Origin of the sequence: Meiothermus sp., assembly GCF_026004115.1 — a bacterium.
Taxonomy (GTDB): Bacteria; Deinococcota; Deinococci; order Deinococcales; family Thermaceae; genus Meiothermus.
Genome location: NZ_BPIM01000001.1, coordinates 1,861,197 through 1,876,242 on the forward strand (window position 1 = coordinate 1,861,197; position 15,046 = coordinate 1,876,242).

General features: G+C 61.8%; 13 protein-coding genes. 9 read left to right on the forward strand and 4 right to left on the reverse strand.

The features are described from left to right. Positions 1–96: 96 nt before the first annotated feature. Both Q0X23_RS09015 and Q0X23_RS09020 read right to left on the reverse strand, forming a co-directional pair. Positions 97–879 carry a hypothetical protein gene (locus tag Q0X23_RS09015; protein ID WP_297859981.1) on the reverse strand — a complete coding sequence of 261 codons (783 nt, stop codon included), beginning with the start codon at positions 877–879 and terminating at the stop codon, positions 97–99. Next, positions 872–2,197 carry a CHASE2 domain-containing protein gene (locus Q0X23_RS09020; RefSeq protein WP_297859982.1) on the reverse strand — a complete coding sequence of 442 codons (1,326 nt, stop codon included), beginning with the start codon at positions 2,195–2,197 and terminating at the stop codon, positions 872–874. Before Q0X23_RS09020 ends, Q0X23_RS09015 begins: the two co-directional genes overlap by 8 nt. Before the next feature lie 346 nt (positions 2,198–2,543). Between Q0X23_RS09020 and Q0X23_RS09025 the strand changes: the two genes are divergently transcribed. Next, positions 2,544–3,731, forward strand: a complete 1,188-nt coding sequence (locus tag Q0X23_RS09025; RefSeq protein ID WP_297859983.1) for a caspase family protein — start codon at positions 2,544–2,546, stop codon at positions 3,729–3,731. Positions 3,732–3,738: 7 nt separating this feature from the next. Here the strand turns inward: Q0X23_RS09025 and Q0X23_RS09030 are convergent, their stop codons facing one another. After that, entirely contained in the window at positions 3,739–4,956 is a 1,218-nt protein-coding gene (locus tag Q0X23_RS09030) for an N-acetylmuramoyl-L-alanine amidase (RefSeq protein WP_297859984.1), read from the reverse strand. A 171-nt stretch (positions 4,957–5,127) separates the two neighbouring features. On the opposite strand from Q0X23_RS09030, the gene Q0X23_RS09035 reads away from it, so the two are divergent. The 3 genes from Q0X23_RS09035 to Q0X23_RS09045 all read left to right on the forward strand — a co-directional run bounded on the left by Q0X23_RS09035 (position 5,128) and on the right by Q0X23_RS09045 (position 8,306). Continuing rightward, the gene (locus Q0X23_RS09035; protein ID WP_297859985.1) at positions 5,128–6,522 is read left to right on the forward strand and encodes a TldD/PmbA family protein; all 1,395 of its coding nucleotides are present in this window, start codon (positions 5,128–5,130) and stop codon (positions 6,520–6,522) included. 72 nt (positions 6,523–6,594) lie between these two features. After that, positions 6,595–7,911 carry a TldD/PmbA family protein gene (locus Q0X23_RS09040; protein ID WP_297859986.1) on the forward strand — a complete coding sequence of 439 codons (1,317 nt, stop codon included), beginning with the start codon at positions 6,595–6,597 and terminating at the stop codon, positions 7,909–7,911. A gap of 167 nt (positions 7,912–8,078) precedes the next feature. Then, positions 8,079–8,306 (forward strand): DinB family protein, encoded by a 228-nt coding sequence (locus Q0X23_RS09045; protein WP_297861198.1) that lies wholly within the window; start codon positions 8,079–8,081, stop codon positions 8,304–8,306. A 5-nt stretch (positions 8,307–8,311) separates the two neighbouring features. Here the strand turns inward: Q0X23_RS09045 and Q0X23_RS09050 are convergent, their stop codons facing one another. Continuing rightward, complete coding sequence (locus tag Q0X23_RS09050; protein WP_297859987.1) at positions 8,312–8,950, reverse strand: GNAT family N-acetyltransferase; 639 nt, start codon at positions 8,948–8,950, stop codon at positions 8,312–8,314. Positions 8,951–9,141: 191 nt separating this feature from the next. On the opposite strand from Q0X23_RS09050, the gene Q0X23_RS09055 reads away from it, so the two are divergent. From Q0X23_RS09055 to Q0X23_RS09075, 5 genes are all read left to right on the forward strand, one after another. Beyond that, the gene (locus tag Q0X23_RS09055) at positions 9,142–10,329 is read left to right on the forward strand and encodes an ABC transporter substrate-binding protein (RefSeq protein ID WP_297861199.1); all 1,188 of its coding nucleotides are present in this window, start codon (positions 9,142–9,144) and stop codon (positions 10,327–10,329) included. A 77-nt stretch (positions 10,330–10,406) separates the two neighbouring features. Then, on the forward strand, positions 10,407–11,321 hold the full coding sequence (locus tag Q0X23_RS09060; protein WP_297859988.1) for a branched-chain amino acid ABC transporter permease: 915 nt from the start codon (positions 10,407–10,409) through the stop codon (positions 11,319–11,321). A 48-nt stretch (positions 11,322–11,369) separates the two neighbouring features. Continuing rightward, the gene (locus Q0X23_RS09065) at positions 11,370–12,155 is read left to right on the forward strand and encodes an ABC transporter ATP-binding protein (RefSeq protein ID WP_297859989.1); all 786 of its coding nucleotides are present in this window, start codon (positions 11,370–11,372) and stop codon (positions 12,153–12,155) included. A gap of 57 nt (positions 12,156–12,212) precedes the next feature. Continuing rightward, a complete protein-coding gene (locus Q0X23_RS09070) occupies positions 12,213–12,968 on the forward strand; it encodes an ABC transporter ATP-binding protein (protein ID WP_297859990.1) in 756 nt (251 codons plus the stop codon). Further along, positions 12,965–14,872, forward strand: coding sequence for an AMP-binding protein (locus tag Q0X23_RS09075; protein WP_297859991.1), 1,908 nt, complete (start codon positions 12,965–12,967; stop codon positions 14,870–14,872). The genes Q0X23_RS09070 and Q0X23_RS09075 overlap by 4 nt, the downstream gene beginning before the upstream one ends. The last annotated feature ends 174 nt before the right edge of the window (positions 14,873–15,046 follow it).

Genomic DNA, 15,046 nt, shown 5'->3' on the forward strand with positions numbered 1-15,046 from the left:
AGACGGTGATGCAACGTGCCGTCGAAAAGCCCGCCTTCTTGATTCCTGGGCTCCCGATCGCGGCTCATAGCCGCGTCTCGACGAACAAAACGACCTTCAGCGGTAAGTGCCCCGGAACTCCTGGTGCATCTGGGCTTGCAGAATGTGGGCCAGATCGGTATTCCCGGCAGCCAGCAGGTAGCTGTAGGCGGCAGGGGCATAGCCAATCTGGCCGGTAAGCCAGAGAGCCAGGGCAGCCTCGAGGGGGCTTTCTACCGTGACCTCGGTAGCGAAATGCACCCAGCGCACCGGGGCGGCATAGACCACCACCCCTGAGCGATTGAGCGCCTCGAGGCGGGTAGCCCTCTTGAGCAGAGCGCTGGAAACTGCAAAACCCTCACGACCCACTTCGATTTGGGCCAGTTCTTGCTGGCTGTCGAGCACGCGCAGGGTTTGTGCGGTGGCAACCACCAGATAAAGGGTCTCCAGGCTGTAGTCGGTGGGTACGTACAACACCGGTACGCTCCCCTCCGTACCCCGGCTCTTGGCTTCTTTGATAAAAGCCACTTCGGCCTGTTTTTTGCAGACCCCAATGTCCTGGCAACTGGCCACCAGGTTTTGCCAGAACGACTTGGGCCGGGCCACCTCGAAGCAGGCGGCTCCCCTGGCTTCCAGCGCAAAAGCCCGCACCCCGTACAAGAGCCGTCCCTTGCCCGCAGTGATGCACAAGCGGTCGCCAGCTTCCAGGTTCAGCACCAGGGCTGGGCCGCCGCTGCGGGTGTAGGTTTGTACGGTCTGGTCGGGGCGCTCGAGCCTGGCCTTGCCGCTGAGCTCGAGGCGGGCCTGCTCGGCCAGCCCCAGCGAACCCAAAAAAGCCAGGGCCAGGAAAACCCTAACCATCCCCTGTGCCCTCCACGATTTCCTTGAGTTTGTCGGCCACTTCCTGGCCCTTATCGCTGGCTTTGCTTTCATCTTTTTTCCCTCCGGCAAATAGCTTCAAGAGTAAAGCGCCCGTCTGGAAGGCCACAATTGGGTAGAGGTAGTCCAGAAAATGGCCGGTGTACTGCAAAATCAGCACGCCAGCCAAAAACAAAAACCAGGCCGCGATAGCGGTCTCGATCAGGGCCTGCACGAAGCCCTGGAAGCGGCTGAACTTGAGCCAGCCATCGGTGATGGAATAGGTCAGCCAGAGGGCCAGAAACACCACCAGCGGCACCACCATAAGCACCGGCCCCCAGCCCAGGGTTTCGGAAAAACTGCGGTAGGTGGCCAGGGTCAGGAGGGCATTCACATGAATATCAATGCCCTGTACCGGCCCGATGGCGCTGAAGTGGACGTCATCGCCCTTGGGGTAGGTGCGCCCCACCAGAAACAAAGCCCCCTGGGTTTCCTCGGACTGCACCAGCCCATCGTTAAAAAAATCCAGCCCCTCTATCACCACCAGGTTGGGCCAGAGCTGGCGGCCTTGGGTATGGGCTTTGAAGCGCCGTATTTCGCGATAGACGATGCGCTTACCGTCGGCTTTTGGGCTGCCCGAGGCCACCGCCTGCTGGCAGTGCTTGCCGTCCTGTAAATGTATGCCCAGCCCCAGGCAATATAGCCCCAGCGAAGCCGCTACCGGCTGGCCGGATTGGGGCCGGGGGATTTTTCGGGTTTGCCCGTCGCTATCGTAGAAAACCTGGGCTTGTACGGCGTGGAGGTAGGGGTTGAGGCGGCCCAGCGGTTGACCCAATACCTCGGTGTCGGGCAGCAGTAAGGGGGTTTGGATTTGCTTCAACAACGCCAGCAGCTCCCGGTCTCCCGCCGACAGCACCCCCCCTTCGTTGCTGGGGTGGCGCAGGTCGAAGTCCAGGAAGATGCCTTTGGGCGCGTAGGTCAGAATTTTTTGGGTCAGGCGGGCCAGTTGGCCCCGGTTGAACACGTAGCTGTCCGGGCTGAGCTGGCCGATACTTTGCTGCTCGAGCTCCACCAACACCACCAGCGGAAAGTCCCGAATGGGAACCGGCGAACCCCAGCGGTGCACCACCCGGGTCAGACGGTCCAGCGAAGCCCCTTGCGGCCCCTTGATAAAGGCGCCAAAAGGTCCCAGCAGGTTGTTGCTCAAGATATACGACGAGACCACCATCACCAGCACCACCAGTCCGGTGCGCCAGAGGGCTTTGCGAACATGGGGTGATAGCCCCCGTCGTCGAGAAGGGGTAGGACTCGGCTTATCCACCCCACAACCCCCCATTGCGGCGCGGATACAGGAAACTCCAATCTTGCGGCATAGGGCTGGTCATAACTCCAAAACGCAACATCTAGTAGAGATTGGGACCAATTGCACTAGGGGTTGTGTCCTTCAGGACAATAAAAAGCCGATGAAAAAAGGATTTGTACCGTGATATACTACAAATCCACCTTTTACGCTGGGTTAACGCCGTCTCCTGCATTGCTTAGCTTGCTTTCATCTCCATCTAACATTGGAGAATGAAGGGTGGCAACTTACTCTGGCGGTGTTTTGCATGGGGCGCTTTGGGGGCTGGCCAATTCCCTGCCTTGTAGGGCTGGGCGTGGGGTGCTGGATGGGCTTAGCCCAACCCATGCCCAAACCCGAAACCTATGCCCTGGTGATCGGCATCAACAACTACCGCCCCTACCCCGAAACCCCCTCCTTACCCCCCCTCAGCTATGCCGAAAGCGATGCCCGCAAGATGGCCCAGGCCTTGCGCGACCCCCACAAGGGTCAACTGAGCAAGGTGCGCATCCTCCTGGATACCGAGGCCAGCAAGACCGCCATCGAGGCGGAACTGCGCGATCTGGCCAGGGGTATGGGTGTGAGCGATACCCTAATTGTCTATTACTCCGGCCATGGGATGCCGAGCCGCTCGGGGCAGGCCACCCTGATGCCCAGCGATGCCAAAATCAACGACGAGGAAACCTGGCTGCCCCTGGACTCAATCCAGGATATTGCTCGCAAGGCCAGCCGGGGCAAGGGCCGCCTGATTCTGATTGTAGACGCCTGTTTTAGCGGTCAGTCCCTCCCCGGCTCACGCAGCTTCAGCATGCCGGGCCGCAAGGATCTTCCCAAGCCGCAAAAACCCGACCTGAGCGGGGTCAATGTGTTGCTGGCCTCGTCTGCCGATACCCAGCCGAGCTGGGAGGATGCCGAGCTGGGGGGTGGGATTTTTACTGCCTATTTGCTGGAAGCCATTTCGGGCAAGGCCGATGAGAATGGGGATGGTTATGTGACCATCGGGGAGGCCTACCGCTATGCAGCGGTGCAGGTCGAGGGGTTTAGCCAGCGCAAAGGCACCCCGCAAACCCCCAGGCTCTACGGCCCCGACGACTACACCCTGGCCCTCAACCCCATTGCGGTAGCCAGGAGCCGTCTGGCGGGCCTGAAACTGGCGGGCCACATTAATGGAGCGCAGTTCGATGCGCTGGCCGAGTGGATCGAGAGCAAAAGGCAACCCGACGACTTGCAGCAGTACCTGGCGGGAACCCTGACTGGCGGGCAGTTCGTGAGCCTGGTGCGGGCGGGCGCCATCCCGGGGGTTCCGGCGCAGGCTTACACCGACGCCCGCTTACAAAAAATGGGCTTGTTGCGGCGCGACGGCAAGATTCGCCTGGATCAGTTTTGGGTGTTGAGCCGGATGATTCAAACCGGCAAGGCGGTTGCGGATGTGAGTGACTTTCTATCCGGGCGCCTATCCGAGATAAAGTTCTTGCAACGCTTGCGGGCGGGGGCCATCCAGGGGGTGCCAAGGTAAGAAAGGTCTACTCGAGCGGATGGTCGTTTTCCAGGTACTCCAGCACCCCTCGAGCGATGCCGAAGCTGATTCGGTCGAGGTAGTTGCTATCGCGCAGGTTCTGTCCCTCCAGGGGGTGGCTTAGGTAGCCCATCTCCACCAGAATTGCGGGTATGCTGCTGTAGCGAATAACGAAGAAATCCGAACTGCGCACCCCCCGGTTGACGGCGGCGGTGGTGCCCAGCATGTAGGAAAGTACCCGTGTGGCCAGGGTGCGCGAGAGCTCCATGCGGCGGGCCGAGTTCATCTGCGGGGTGGGTGTTGGCAAACTTTGCGGGGGGATGGGGTTGACATCCTCGGGGCCGGGCTGGGCGCCGGGGTCGAGGGGGCCGGGCTGGGTTGAGTTGGTCAGCATATCCAAGGGGCCAGGGGAGATGGCTATGGGCGGGGTGGGGGTGAGGGGGGCCGGGGGCGGGTAGAAGGGGCGGACGCCCGTGGGGCCATAGTAGTAGACCTCGAGGCCGCACCAACCATCGGCGCGGGCCGGTACGGTGGCGTTGGCGTGGATGGACACAAAGAGCTGTTTGCCCTCGGCCAGAGCTACGCGCTGGGCCAGGTCGGTACGCTTGTCGGGGGAAAAGGCAATATCGCTTTCGCGGGTCAGGGTGACCTCCACCCCAGCCTCTTGCAGCAGGCGGCGCACCCGCAGGGCGACCTCGAGGTTCACCGCCTTCTCCGCCACCGGCCCCATGGCGCCGGGATCTGGGCCACCGTGCCCGGCATCCACCACCACCGAAAAACGCCGTCCATTGGCCTTAACAAAGCGGAAGGCGGGGCTGGGGACGAGCGGACTAGTGTCGGCATACGCGCCCGAGAGGTCGATCACCAACCGTTGCCCATCGCCCTCCAGGGCTGCCAGGGTCATGGTTTTATAACCCGAGCGGGGGGTAACGCCCTGGGGGGTGAGCAAGAGCAGCACGGCTTTGTCTTCGTGCTGCTCCAATACGTAACCGGCCAGTTCGGGCTGATTCACAAACTGAATGCCCGGCGTGACCCGCAGGCCCGGCAGGGTCACGCGCAGCGCAGCCCCCAGGGGCTCGATCTGGTAGCTGACCCCATTGGGCAGATCCAGCACCACCCGGGTAAACCCCGGCTGGTCGCCGATGCGAACGGGGGGCAGGTCTTGACTCCTGACCTCGCCAAAGAGCAGCAGCAAAAAGAGCTGTACGGGAAGATATAGCCTCAAAATAGCTTCAGTTTAAGCCTGCTTCGAAGCGCAGGATGAGTTTTTGGCGGGCGGGCTTCATAAAAAGGTGCAGGGCGGGCAGTGCCGGCTCACACCCGGTCGAAAAATGCAACCTGGGTCGGGTATGGTCTGGGGCCTGAACTGTTAGGCTATTTGGAACAAGGAGGTTGTGTGTTAGACGAAATACTGGTGGGTGATGTGCTGCACCGCGCTCGGCTGGGTGGGGCCGACTTTGCAGAACTCTATGTGGAGCGCTGGCGGCGGCGGGCTTTGCGGGTGCTTTCGGGTGAGGTTAAGGAGGCCACCAGCGGTATCGAGTACGGGGCCGGGTTGCGGCTTTTTTACGGCACCGAGGTGGTGTATGCCTATACCAACGACCTTAGCCCCGAGCGCCTTTTGGAGCTAACCGAAACCCTGGTCAAGCTCAAGGGCAGCGCAGGACAGGTGGATACCCAGGGCCAAGGCGGCCTCGACTTTCGCAAGGCGGTGGCCCAGGGTCTGCACACACCCGCAATTCCCTTCACGGCCAGGGACAAGCGTTACCGCCTGGAGCGCGTCCGCGAGGCCGAGGCGGGGGCGCAGGTGAGCCCCCAGATCAAACAGGTGCAGAGCAACCTGATGGAGTGGGAGCAGGAAGTCCTGGTAGCGAACAGCGATGGAAAGTGGGCCGAGGATCGCCGGGTGCGAACCCGCCTCTACGTGACCGCCATCGCCCAGGACGAGAGCGGGATGCAGACTGGGGTGGTGGGGCCGGGGCTTAGCGTGGGCCTCGAGCTCTTCGACCGCTATTCCCCTGCCGAGATTGGGCGCAAGGCCGGGATGCAGGCCCTGACCAACCTGCGGGCCAAACCGGCCCCGGCCGGTAGTATGCCGGTGGTGATTGGCAATGGCTTTGGCGGGGTGATTTTTCACGAGGCCCTGGGGCACCTGCTGGAAACCACTTCTGTGGCCAAAAAGGCCAGCGTGCTCTCCGACAAGCTTGGGGAAAAGGTGGCCTCCGAGGTGGTGACCTACATAGACGATGGCACCACCCCCCACGGCTGGGGCTCTTCCGAGTTCGACGATGAGGGCCTGCCCACCGAGCGCACGGTTCTGATCGAAAACGGCGTGCTGAAAAGTTACATGGTGGACAGGCTGGGTGGAATGCTCACCGGCTACCGGCCCACCGGCTCGGGCCGCCGTCAGGACTACACTTTTGCCCCTACCAGCCGGATGCGCAACACCTACATTGCCCCCGGCAGTACCCCCAGGGAGAAACTCTTTGAGGGTATCGAGTACGGCCTCTATGCCGCTGACATGGGGGGTGGGCAGGTGCGGCCTGGTTCGGGCGAGTACAACTTTGCTGTCAAGGAGGGCTACATTATCCGCAACGGTCGGATTGAAGAGCCGGTGCGGGGGGCCATGCTGGTGGGCAAGGGTCCCGAGAGCATAAAGCGCATTGTGGCGGTATCGGACGACCTCGAGATGGGCCCCGGTATGTGCGGCTCGCTTTCGGGCAGCCTGCCGGTAGAGGTGGGCCAGCCCCACCTGCTGATTTCGGAGATTGTGGTAGGAGGGCAAGCTTGAACCGGGCTTCGGGACTGGTTTCTCTGACCCCTGACCTCTGTGCCCTGAACCCTGTAATCCGGAGGAATGCCAATGACCTTTGAAGAAGCCAGAGACTATCTGTTACAAAAGGCCAAGGCACTGGGGATTGACGCCGAGGTGCTGGCCACCCACACCCGCGAACTGACCATCCAGGCCCACGGCGGCAGGGTAGAGGAGATTACCCAGGCCACCCAGGGGGGGGTGGGGGTACGGGTGGTGGTGGAGGGCAAGACCGGCTACGCCTACAGCGAGGAGCGCACCCCAGAGGCCCTGGACTGGGTGCTCCAGGAAGCCCACGAGAACGCCCTCTTGCAGTCGGAGACGGGCGGGTTCTTGCCTGCGGGCAGTGAACTGGGCCGCCACGACCTCCTGGGTGAGGGGCTTTCGGCGCCCTTGGAGCAGAAGCGCCAGGCTGCCCTGGAGTTAGAAGCAGGCTTGCGGGCCGACTCCAGGGTCAAGCAGGTGCAGATGACCCGCTACTCCGAGAGCGAAACCCAGGCTACCCTGGGTTCCACCCAGGGGGTGGCGGGAGCTTTTCGCAACGGCTATGCCTTGCTTCTAACAAGCGCGGTCATGGCCGAGGGTAGTAGCCTCAAACAGGGCTACGAATTCGACCTTTCCAAGGAGTTCCACACCCTCGAGCCGGGCCGCACCGTACAAGCCTTCCTGCAAAATACCGGCAGGCTGCTGGGGGCCCGTCCGCTCAAGACCGGGCGCTACAAGGCCTACTTCGAGCCCAAGGCGTTTGGACAGTTGCTGGGCATGATGGGCTGGTTTTTGCTCTCGGCCAAAAATGTGCTGGAGGGCAAGAGCCTGCTCGCTGGAAAGATTGGGCAGAAGGTGGCCTCGGAGATTTTTACCCTGGTGGATGACCCTACCTTGCCCGGCGGGCTGGCCTCGCGTCCCTTCGATGCCGAGGGGACGGCGGCCAAACGCACGGTGCTAATCGAAAACGGTATCCTGCGAACCTTTGCCCACAACAGCGAGACCGCCCAGAAGATGGGCATGGAGAACACCGGCCATGCCGCCCGCAGCTACAAAGGGGTGCTGGGCATCGCACCAACCAACCTTTTTGTGCAGCCGGGTCAGGGTGTCAAAATGGATGAAGGTATTGTGGTGACAGACCTGATGGGCCTGCACGCCGGGGCCAACCCCATTTCGGGCGAGTTCAGCCTGCAAGCCCTGGGGCTCAAGGTGGAGGGGGGCGAGATGGCCTACCCGGTGGAAAACTTTACGGTGGCGGGTAACTTCCTGGAGCTGCTATCCAGGATTACCGCGCTGGGTACAGAGCTCGAGTGGAACCCCATGATGGGCATTGTGGGCGCGCCGATGGTCGAGGTGGCTGAGCTATCCTTTGCGGGGGCCTGAGCCAGTCTTCGTTTGAAATGCACGCTTGATCCCGCGACCCCCTGGAAGTGCTGGCGCAGACGCCCGAACTGCTAAGCGACCTGTTTCCCCGCCTGGACATGCGCCGGGGTTATGAGTTGACCCACTGGACGGCAGGGTAGATCTACTGCCACCTGGCGGATATAGAAATTGGCTACGGCTTTCGCGTACGGCAGGCCCTGGAAGCCTTTTGCGCCTTGCGCCGCTGGAACCTGGAGCTTTTGCGCAACCTGGAGCCGCCTGACTGGGACAAGGTGGCCTATCATCCCGAACGCGGCCCCGAGACCATCCGCTTTATTGTGCAGATGCTGGCCGAGCACGACCTGCGCCACCTGAAGGAGCTGGAGTACATCGCATCTTACGTAGAAGCGGGCTGAGGTGCTCAATCCCCGCCCCCACGCAACAGGAGGTCCTCGAGCCGGGCCTTCACAGCCGGCCACTCCCCAGCCAGGATGCTAAACACGGCGCTATCGCGGATTCCGCCGTCGGCAGCAGGCCGGTGGGCTCGTAGAACTCCATCTAGGTGAGCGCCCAGCCGGGCGATGGCCTGACGCGAGCGCAGGTTGCGGGCGTCGGTCTTGAGGGTGACCCGGCGTACCTGGAACACCTCAAAAGCATGGGCCAGCATCAGGAGCTTGGCTTCGGTGTTGAGGCCGGTACGCTGGGCCTGGGGAGCCAGCCAGGTATGGCCAATCTCCACCGCATCCGGCAAGCCGCGGCCATAGTGTGGGCTGTGCTCAGGCCAGGGCCAGTATTCAAATTCCATAAAACGGGTGCTTCCTACCACCCGGTTTTCCCGCCTGTCCGCCGTTGCGAAAGGCAGCGCTCGGCCTTGGGCCTGGTCGGTCAGGGCGGTTAGAATATAACGCTGCATTGCCTCGATATTTTTAGGTACGTGGGTGTGAGGATAATCCTCGAGCTCGGCCAGCTTCACCAGGCTGGGAAGGTGTTCCATGGTAAGGGGTTCCAGCCGTACAAGGCGGCCCTCGAGGGTAATGGGCTGGGTGAGTAGCGGAATCATACTACCGAACATGTTAGTTCCACTGTTTGCTGGATGGGCGGAGTCCTAAGCTTAGATTGAACGTGCTTCGTCGCGGGGTTTCGCCTAACCAGGCTGGTTTTGAACCGGGTACACAAAATGCAAGCCGTCATAGTATTCTAGGGGCACAACACAATCGGAGAAGTAATCCCAGTAGGAGGAAGTACATGAAAATGAACCGTCGGCAAGTACTAAAAGCAGGCCTGGCAGCTTCAACGGTGTATAGCCCCTGGATGATTGCCCGTGCGCAGGCCCGCCCGGTCAAGCTCGCGGCCATTCTGCCCCTTACGGGTGCCTTTGCTTTTGCGGGCAACGCGGCCCTGGATGCATTCCGCGATGCAACCGACCGGATCAACGATGCGGGGGGCATCGGCGGTCGACGTTTCGAGCTGGTCGTCGAGGACGATGGCTACGATGTGGCCCGGGGTACAGCCGTTTTTAACCGGATTGTCCAGCGCGAGAGCCCGGAGGAGCTGGTGTTTGTTTATGGCGATTCCACTGGCCTCTCCAAAGCCTTGGCCCCCGAAATTACCCGGTTGCGTCTGCCCTACACCGCCACCTCGTTCTCCAACGAACTGGCCGACCCCCAGACCTATCCCACCATCTTTGTCTTTGGCCCCACCTACAACGATATGGCCGGGGCCTTGCTGCAACAGATTCGTCGCCAGAAGGGACGTGGGGCCAAGATTTTCCTGTGCTACTCCAACTCCGAGTTTGGCCGCGACCCGATTCCCTTCATCAAAGCGCAGTCGGCTCGTCTGGGCTTCCAGATTGTGGGTGAAGAAGTAACCCCTCTGGCCATTGCCGATGCAACCCCCATCGTGACCAAACTGCGCCAGGCCCAGCCCGATTTTGTGATTGTCCACGGCTACGTGCTAACCGTGGAGCCCTTGCTGATACGGGCTGCCCGTGAGCAGGGTATCCGGGCCACCTTTATGGGTACCTACTACTCTGCCGAGCTGGCCCTGATGCAGCGGGCTGGGGCCGCCGCCGACGGCTTTATTGTGGCCTACCACAACGCCTACTACTACGACACCACGGTGCCGGCGGTCGAGCAAATTCGGGCCCTGCGCCGGGCCAAAGGCCGTGATCTCTCCTACCGTACCACCTACTACATGGGCTCCTGGATGGCCATGGATGTCATCGCCGAGGCTATGCGACGGGCCAATGCAGCGGGCAAGCTCAACCGCCCCGGCATGATCGAAGCCCTGGATAGCCTGGGTGACTACAACGCGGGTGGGCAGGTGCGCAACATGCGCTGGGTCAACCGTCGTTTGCCCTTTACCAAGCTCTGGCGGGCCAACGTGCGGGATGTCCGCTTCGATGCCATTACCGACTGGGTAGACGGCTCCAAGCTCTGAACAGTTCGTTTGCGCTGGGGGTCGGGGCCGGCATTTTTGGGGCGCTCGACCCCCAGCCTGTCGTAAAAGGCTCATCAATGGATTTTGCCCTTGTCGTTCAAACCATCCTCAACGGCCTGGCCAACGGGGCCTTGTACGCGGTGATTGCTGCTGGGTTCGTGCTGGTCTACCGGGCTACCAGCGTGGTTAACTTTGCCATTGCCGAGTTCATGCTCATCGGGGCCTACCTGACCTATACCATGTCACTCTTTTTTCCGCTCTTAGTCGCGCTATTGCTGGCACTTCCCCTGGCCTTTGCCTTTGGGGTGCTGGTGGAGCGGGGGTTCGTAAGGCCACTGCTGGGGCGCAACGTGGTGGCGGTCATTATGGCCACCATCGGCCTGGCCGCGACCCTGGACGGTGCGGCCCTCATCCTCTGGGGGCCTGACCAGAAAGCCATGGGGGCAGCGGACATCGCTCAACTCCCCAAAGAAATGCCCAACCTGGCCTTCAGTGTAGGGGGGGTATTTCTCTCTTCCAAAGCGGTGTGGAGCCTGATTCTGGCACTGCCGCTGGCTATTTTGCTGGTCACGCTGCTCAAGTACAGCCGCTATGGGGTTTTGTTGCGGGCTGTCTCCGAAAGTGAGACAGCAGCCCTGGCCATGGGCATTAACGCCCCTCGAGTGGTTGCGGTAGCCTGGGGCATCTCGGCCATGATGGCGACTATTGGGGGTGCCTTCCTGGCAGGGGCCGCCGGAGGTGGTGGGCCGGGCCACCACCTGGTGCTGCTGGGCTTGATCGTGTTTCCCGTGGCAATCCTGGGCGGCTTCGATTCAGTACCTGGCGCAGTGGTGGCGGGGTTGCTAATCGGCCTGGTGGAGGCCTTTTCGCAGCTGTACCTCGAGTCCTTCCTTCCCGGCATTACCCAGGCCATCCCCTTCTTGATCGTGCTGCTGGTGCTTTTGTTTCGTCCGTATGGGCTGTTTGGACAGCACCGCATCGAGCGGGTTTGAAAGATGTCGTGCTTCGTGCGATATGAGACCTGAGACAAGGTTTGCCCTATGGCTGAAATTAACGTCGAAAATCTGAAGGTGGTCTACCGGGGGGTCATCCTGGCCTTGCAGGGCGTGAGTTTACGGGCCGGAACCGGCGAGGCCATCGCGCTTTTGGGCCCCAACGGGGCCGGGAAAAGCACCCTGGTGCGGGCCATGGCAGGTTTGCTGCCACAGTACGACGGCCGTGTCCTGGACGGCAAAATTGTCATCAACGGTCAGGAAGCCAACCACCTGCCCGCCCTCAAGGTAGCCGAACTGGGCCTGACTGCGATCCTCGAGGGTCGCCCCATCTTTCGCTACCTGACCGTCACCGAAAACCTGCGGGCTGCTGCCCACAAGCTGTCGTCCCAGCGCCAAAAGGAAATCACCGACGAAATCTTCACCCGGTTTCCTCGCATCTACGAGCGCCGCTTTGAGCAGGGGGGTTACCTTTCGGGGGGCGAGCAGCAGATGCTTCTGCTGGGCATGGCCCTCCTCACCGAACCCAAAATTCTGGTGGTGGACGAGCCCAGCCTGGGCCTTTCGCCCAAGCTGACCGAGGAAGTCATGCGGGTACTCGACGAACTGCGTCGCGACAAGGGCCTTACCCTGGTGCTGGTTGAACAGAACGCTCGGGCGGCTTTTTCTATCGTAGAGCGGGTGTATGTGATGGAGCAGGGCCGGGTGGTCTTCGAGGGCACAGCCCAAGAGGCCCAGGCCGATGCCGACGTGATGGAGTTCTACTTGGGCGGCGCGGTGGCGGGGGGGTTCTCCGAGGCCAAGCGCTACCGCAGGAGGAAGCGATGGGTATGAGTTTAGGGGAAGCCGGTCGTCTTACCCCTTACTTCACGGGGTTTGCGGGAGGACGCTATGTCTAAGGTGCTGTTGGAAGCCCAGGACCTGCACCTCTCCTTCCGGGGCGTCAAGGCGTTGGTGGGGGTGAGTTTTAGCGTTTCGGAGGGGGATCTCTTTGCCGTAATTGGCCCCAACGGGGCGGGCAAGACCAGCCTGCTCAACGTACTGTCGGGGTTATACAGGCCACAGCAGGGCCGGGTGGTGTTCCTGGGCGAAGACCTGGCCGGGCAGAGCCCCCAGGCCCGGGTGCGCAAGGGGCTGGGCCGGACGTTTCAGAACCTCGAGCTCTTCCGGGGTATGACCGTGCTGGATAACGTCAAACTCGGGGCTGAGCTGGCCGTGGGGGGCTACACTGACCTGGCCCCTAAAGCCCCCCTCGAGTGGGAGATTCGCCGCCATGCCGAAGAGGTACTGGACTACCTGCACCTCTCTCCCTACCGCCACGCCCCCGCCGGGGCCTTGCCCTACGGTCTGCAAAAGCGGGTGGAGGTGGCGCGGGCCCTGGCAGGGCGGCCCAAACTGCTTCTCCTGGACGAGCCCATGGCCGGCCTTAGCCTGGAAGAAAAGCAGGATCTGGCCCGCTTTTTGCTGGATGCCCGGCGCGAGTGGGGCGTTACCCTGGTGCTGGTTGAGCACGACTTAAAAGCTGTACTGGAACTCTCTACCGGTGTGCTGGTCATGTCCTACGGCGAGGTGCTGTACCAGGGCGCTCCGGCGGGGGTGCGGGAGAACCCGCGTGTGGCCGAGGCCTATCTGGGGAGGAGCGCATGAGCCGAACCCTGGTTGAATTCCTGGCCCGCTACGCCGAAACCAAACCCCATGCCCCTGCCTTGCGGGTCAAGCGCCTGGGGGTGTGGGAAACCACCTCCTGGGCCCACTTGAAACAGACTGTGGAACAGCTTGCCGGCGGACTGCTGCAACTGGGGTTGGAGCCGGGCCGGGTGTTGGCTATCCTGGGCCAGAACGCCCCGGAGTGGGTTATTGCCGAGATAGCTGCCCAGACCGTTGGGGCCATGCCCATGGGCATCTATGCCGACGCCATGCCCGAGGAAGTGGGCTACTTTATCGAGTTTTCCGAGTGCCAGGGCATCGTGGTTTCGGACGAAGAACAGCTCGATAAAGTGCTGCCGCACCTGGAAAAACTAAAGTTCGTGCTGGTCTGGGAAGAGGCCGGTATGAGCAAGTACTGGAACGAGCGCGTGCGGCCCTTTAGCAGTGTCGTGGCCCTGGGGCAGACCGCCCAAAGCCAACAGGCCGTGGGGGCTGCTAAGTCTGGGGTGGGGCCTGATACCATCGCCCTTCTGGCCCCGACCTCCGGCACTACGGCCCGCAGCAAACTGGCCATGCTGACCCATGCCCAGTTGATTGCGGGCGCTGAAGCAGGCCGCGAGACCATCAGCATCCGGGGTGGGGAATGGGTCTTTTCCTATTTGCCGCTCCCCTGGATTGGCGAGCAGATGCTCACGGTGGTGCGCAACCTTACCGATGGTACGGTGGTTCATTTCCCTGAAGACTTGATTACCGTGCGCGAGGATGTGAAAGAAGTCCAGCCCGACTTTTACCTGGCCCCGGCGCGGCTTTGGGAGGACACAGCGGCCCTCGTGCGCAGCCGCATGGAGGATGCCGATGGACTGAAGAAAGCGGTTTACCGCTGGGGCATGGGGGTTTTGCTCGAGTGCGCCCAACGCGAGTTCCGCAAAGAGCCCATCGGCTTTGGCCTGAACCTGGCCCGAGCCCTGGCGTATCCGTTGATAGCCCGCCCAATCCGCGCCCGTATGGGCCTGGCCGCCTGCCGCATTGCCGCTACCGGGGGTGCGCCTTTGGGTCCGGAGGTCTTCACCTTTTTCCGCGCCCTGGGCGTGGATATTCGTCAGGTCTATGGTCAGTCCGAGACCGCCGCCACCAGCGTGGCCCACCTGCCCGGCGATACCCCGCCCGAGACGGTGGGCAAACCCCTGCGCAACACCCAGGTGCGTATCGCCGAGGACGGCGAAATTCAGGTCAAGGGTGGGCAGGTCTTTGCGGGCTACTTCAAAAACGAAGCCGCCACCAAGGAGACCTTTACCGAGGACGGCTGGTTTCGTACGGGCGATGCCGGCTTCTTCAACGAAAACGGCCACCTCGTGCTCCTGGGCCGGCTCAAGGAAGTGGGGGCCCTGGCCGATGGAACCCGTTTTGCCCCGCAGTTCCTGGAGAATCGTCTCAAATACTCGCCTTATATCCGCGAGGCGGTCGTGATTGGCCACGGAAAGCCCTTTGTAACTGCTCTGATCGAGCTTGACCCCGAGAATACCCAGAACTGGGCGCGCAAACGCGGCATCGTCTTTTCGACCTATCAGAGCCTGACCTCCAACGCGCAGGTCTATGCTCTGATCGCCCAGGAACTCAGAATGGCCTGCGAGAGCCTGCCCGATGAACTCAAGGTGCGCCGCTTTGCCATCCTGCCCAAGGAACTCCACGCCGACGACGAGGAAATTACCCGCACCCGCAAGGTTAAGCGCGGTACGGTGGAGTCTCGCTATGCGGGCTTGCTGGCAGCCCTCTACGATGGCTCCAAACAGGTCAAGCTCAGCCTGCCCATACGCTACCTGGAAGGCCAGGGAACCCTCGAGGCCGAAGTTCAGATCGCCGATGTGGGCGAGCCGGTAGGCCTGGGGCAGAAGGTGGGGACGTGATGGAGTGGGGTAAAAAGCGAGGGCCCAGGGGATGGTGTAGCGGCCCAGGAATGTGCGTCCCGCCCTTCGCTACGGGCACTGAAGGACAGAGAAAAGTGTGCGCCCGCTTCAGCAACATTGTGCTCAACCCGTCTATTGTCTCTACGATGTCGCTCAGGCTGGAGGAGACCCAAG

Excerpts from the sequence above, each read along its gene's own strand:
- Q0X23_RS09015 (WP_297859981.1), bottom strand. The coding sequence starts at position 879 with ATGGTTAGGGTTTTCCTGGCCCTGGCTTTTTTGGGTTCGCTGGGGCTG.
- Q0X23_RS09025 (WP_297859983.1), top strand. The coding sequence starts at position 2,544 with ATGGGCTTAGCCCAACCCATGCCCAAACCCGAAACCTATGCCCTGGTG.
- Q0X23_RS09040 (WP_297859986.1), top strand. The coding sequence starts at position 6,595 with ATGACCTTTGAAGAAGCCAGAGACTATCTGTTACAAAAGGCCAAGGCA.
- Q0X23_RS09050 (WP_297859987.1), bottom strand. The coding sequence starts at position 8,950 with ATGATTCCGCTACTCACCCAGCCCATTACCCTCGAGGGCCGCCTTGTA.
- Q0X23_RS09055 (WP_297861199.1), top strand. The coding sequence starts at position 9,142 with ATGAACCGTCGGCAAGTACTAAAAGCAGGCCTGGCAGCTTCAACGGTG.
- Q0X23_RS09060 (WP_297859988.1), top strand. The coding sequence starts at position 10,407 with ATGGATTTTGCCCTTGTCGTTCAAACCATCCTCAACGGCCTGGCCAAC.
- Q0X23_RS09065 (WP_297859989.1), top strand. The coding sequence starts at position 11,370 with ATGGCTGAAATTAACGTCGAAAATCTGAAGGTGGTCTACCGGGGGGTC.
- Q0X23_RS09070 (WP_297859990.1), top strand. The coding sequence starts at position 12,213 with ATGTCTAAGGTGCTGTTGGAAGCCCAGGACCTGCACCTCTCCTTCCGG.
- Q0X23_RS09075 (WP_297859991.1), top strand. The coding sequence starts at position 12,965 with ATGAGCCGAACCCTGGTTGAATTCCTGGCCCGCTACGCCGAAACCAAA.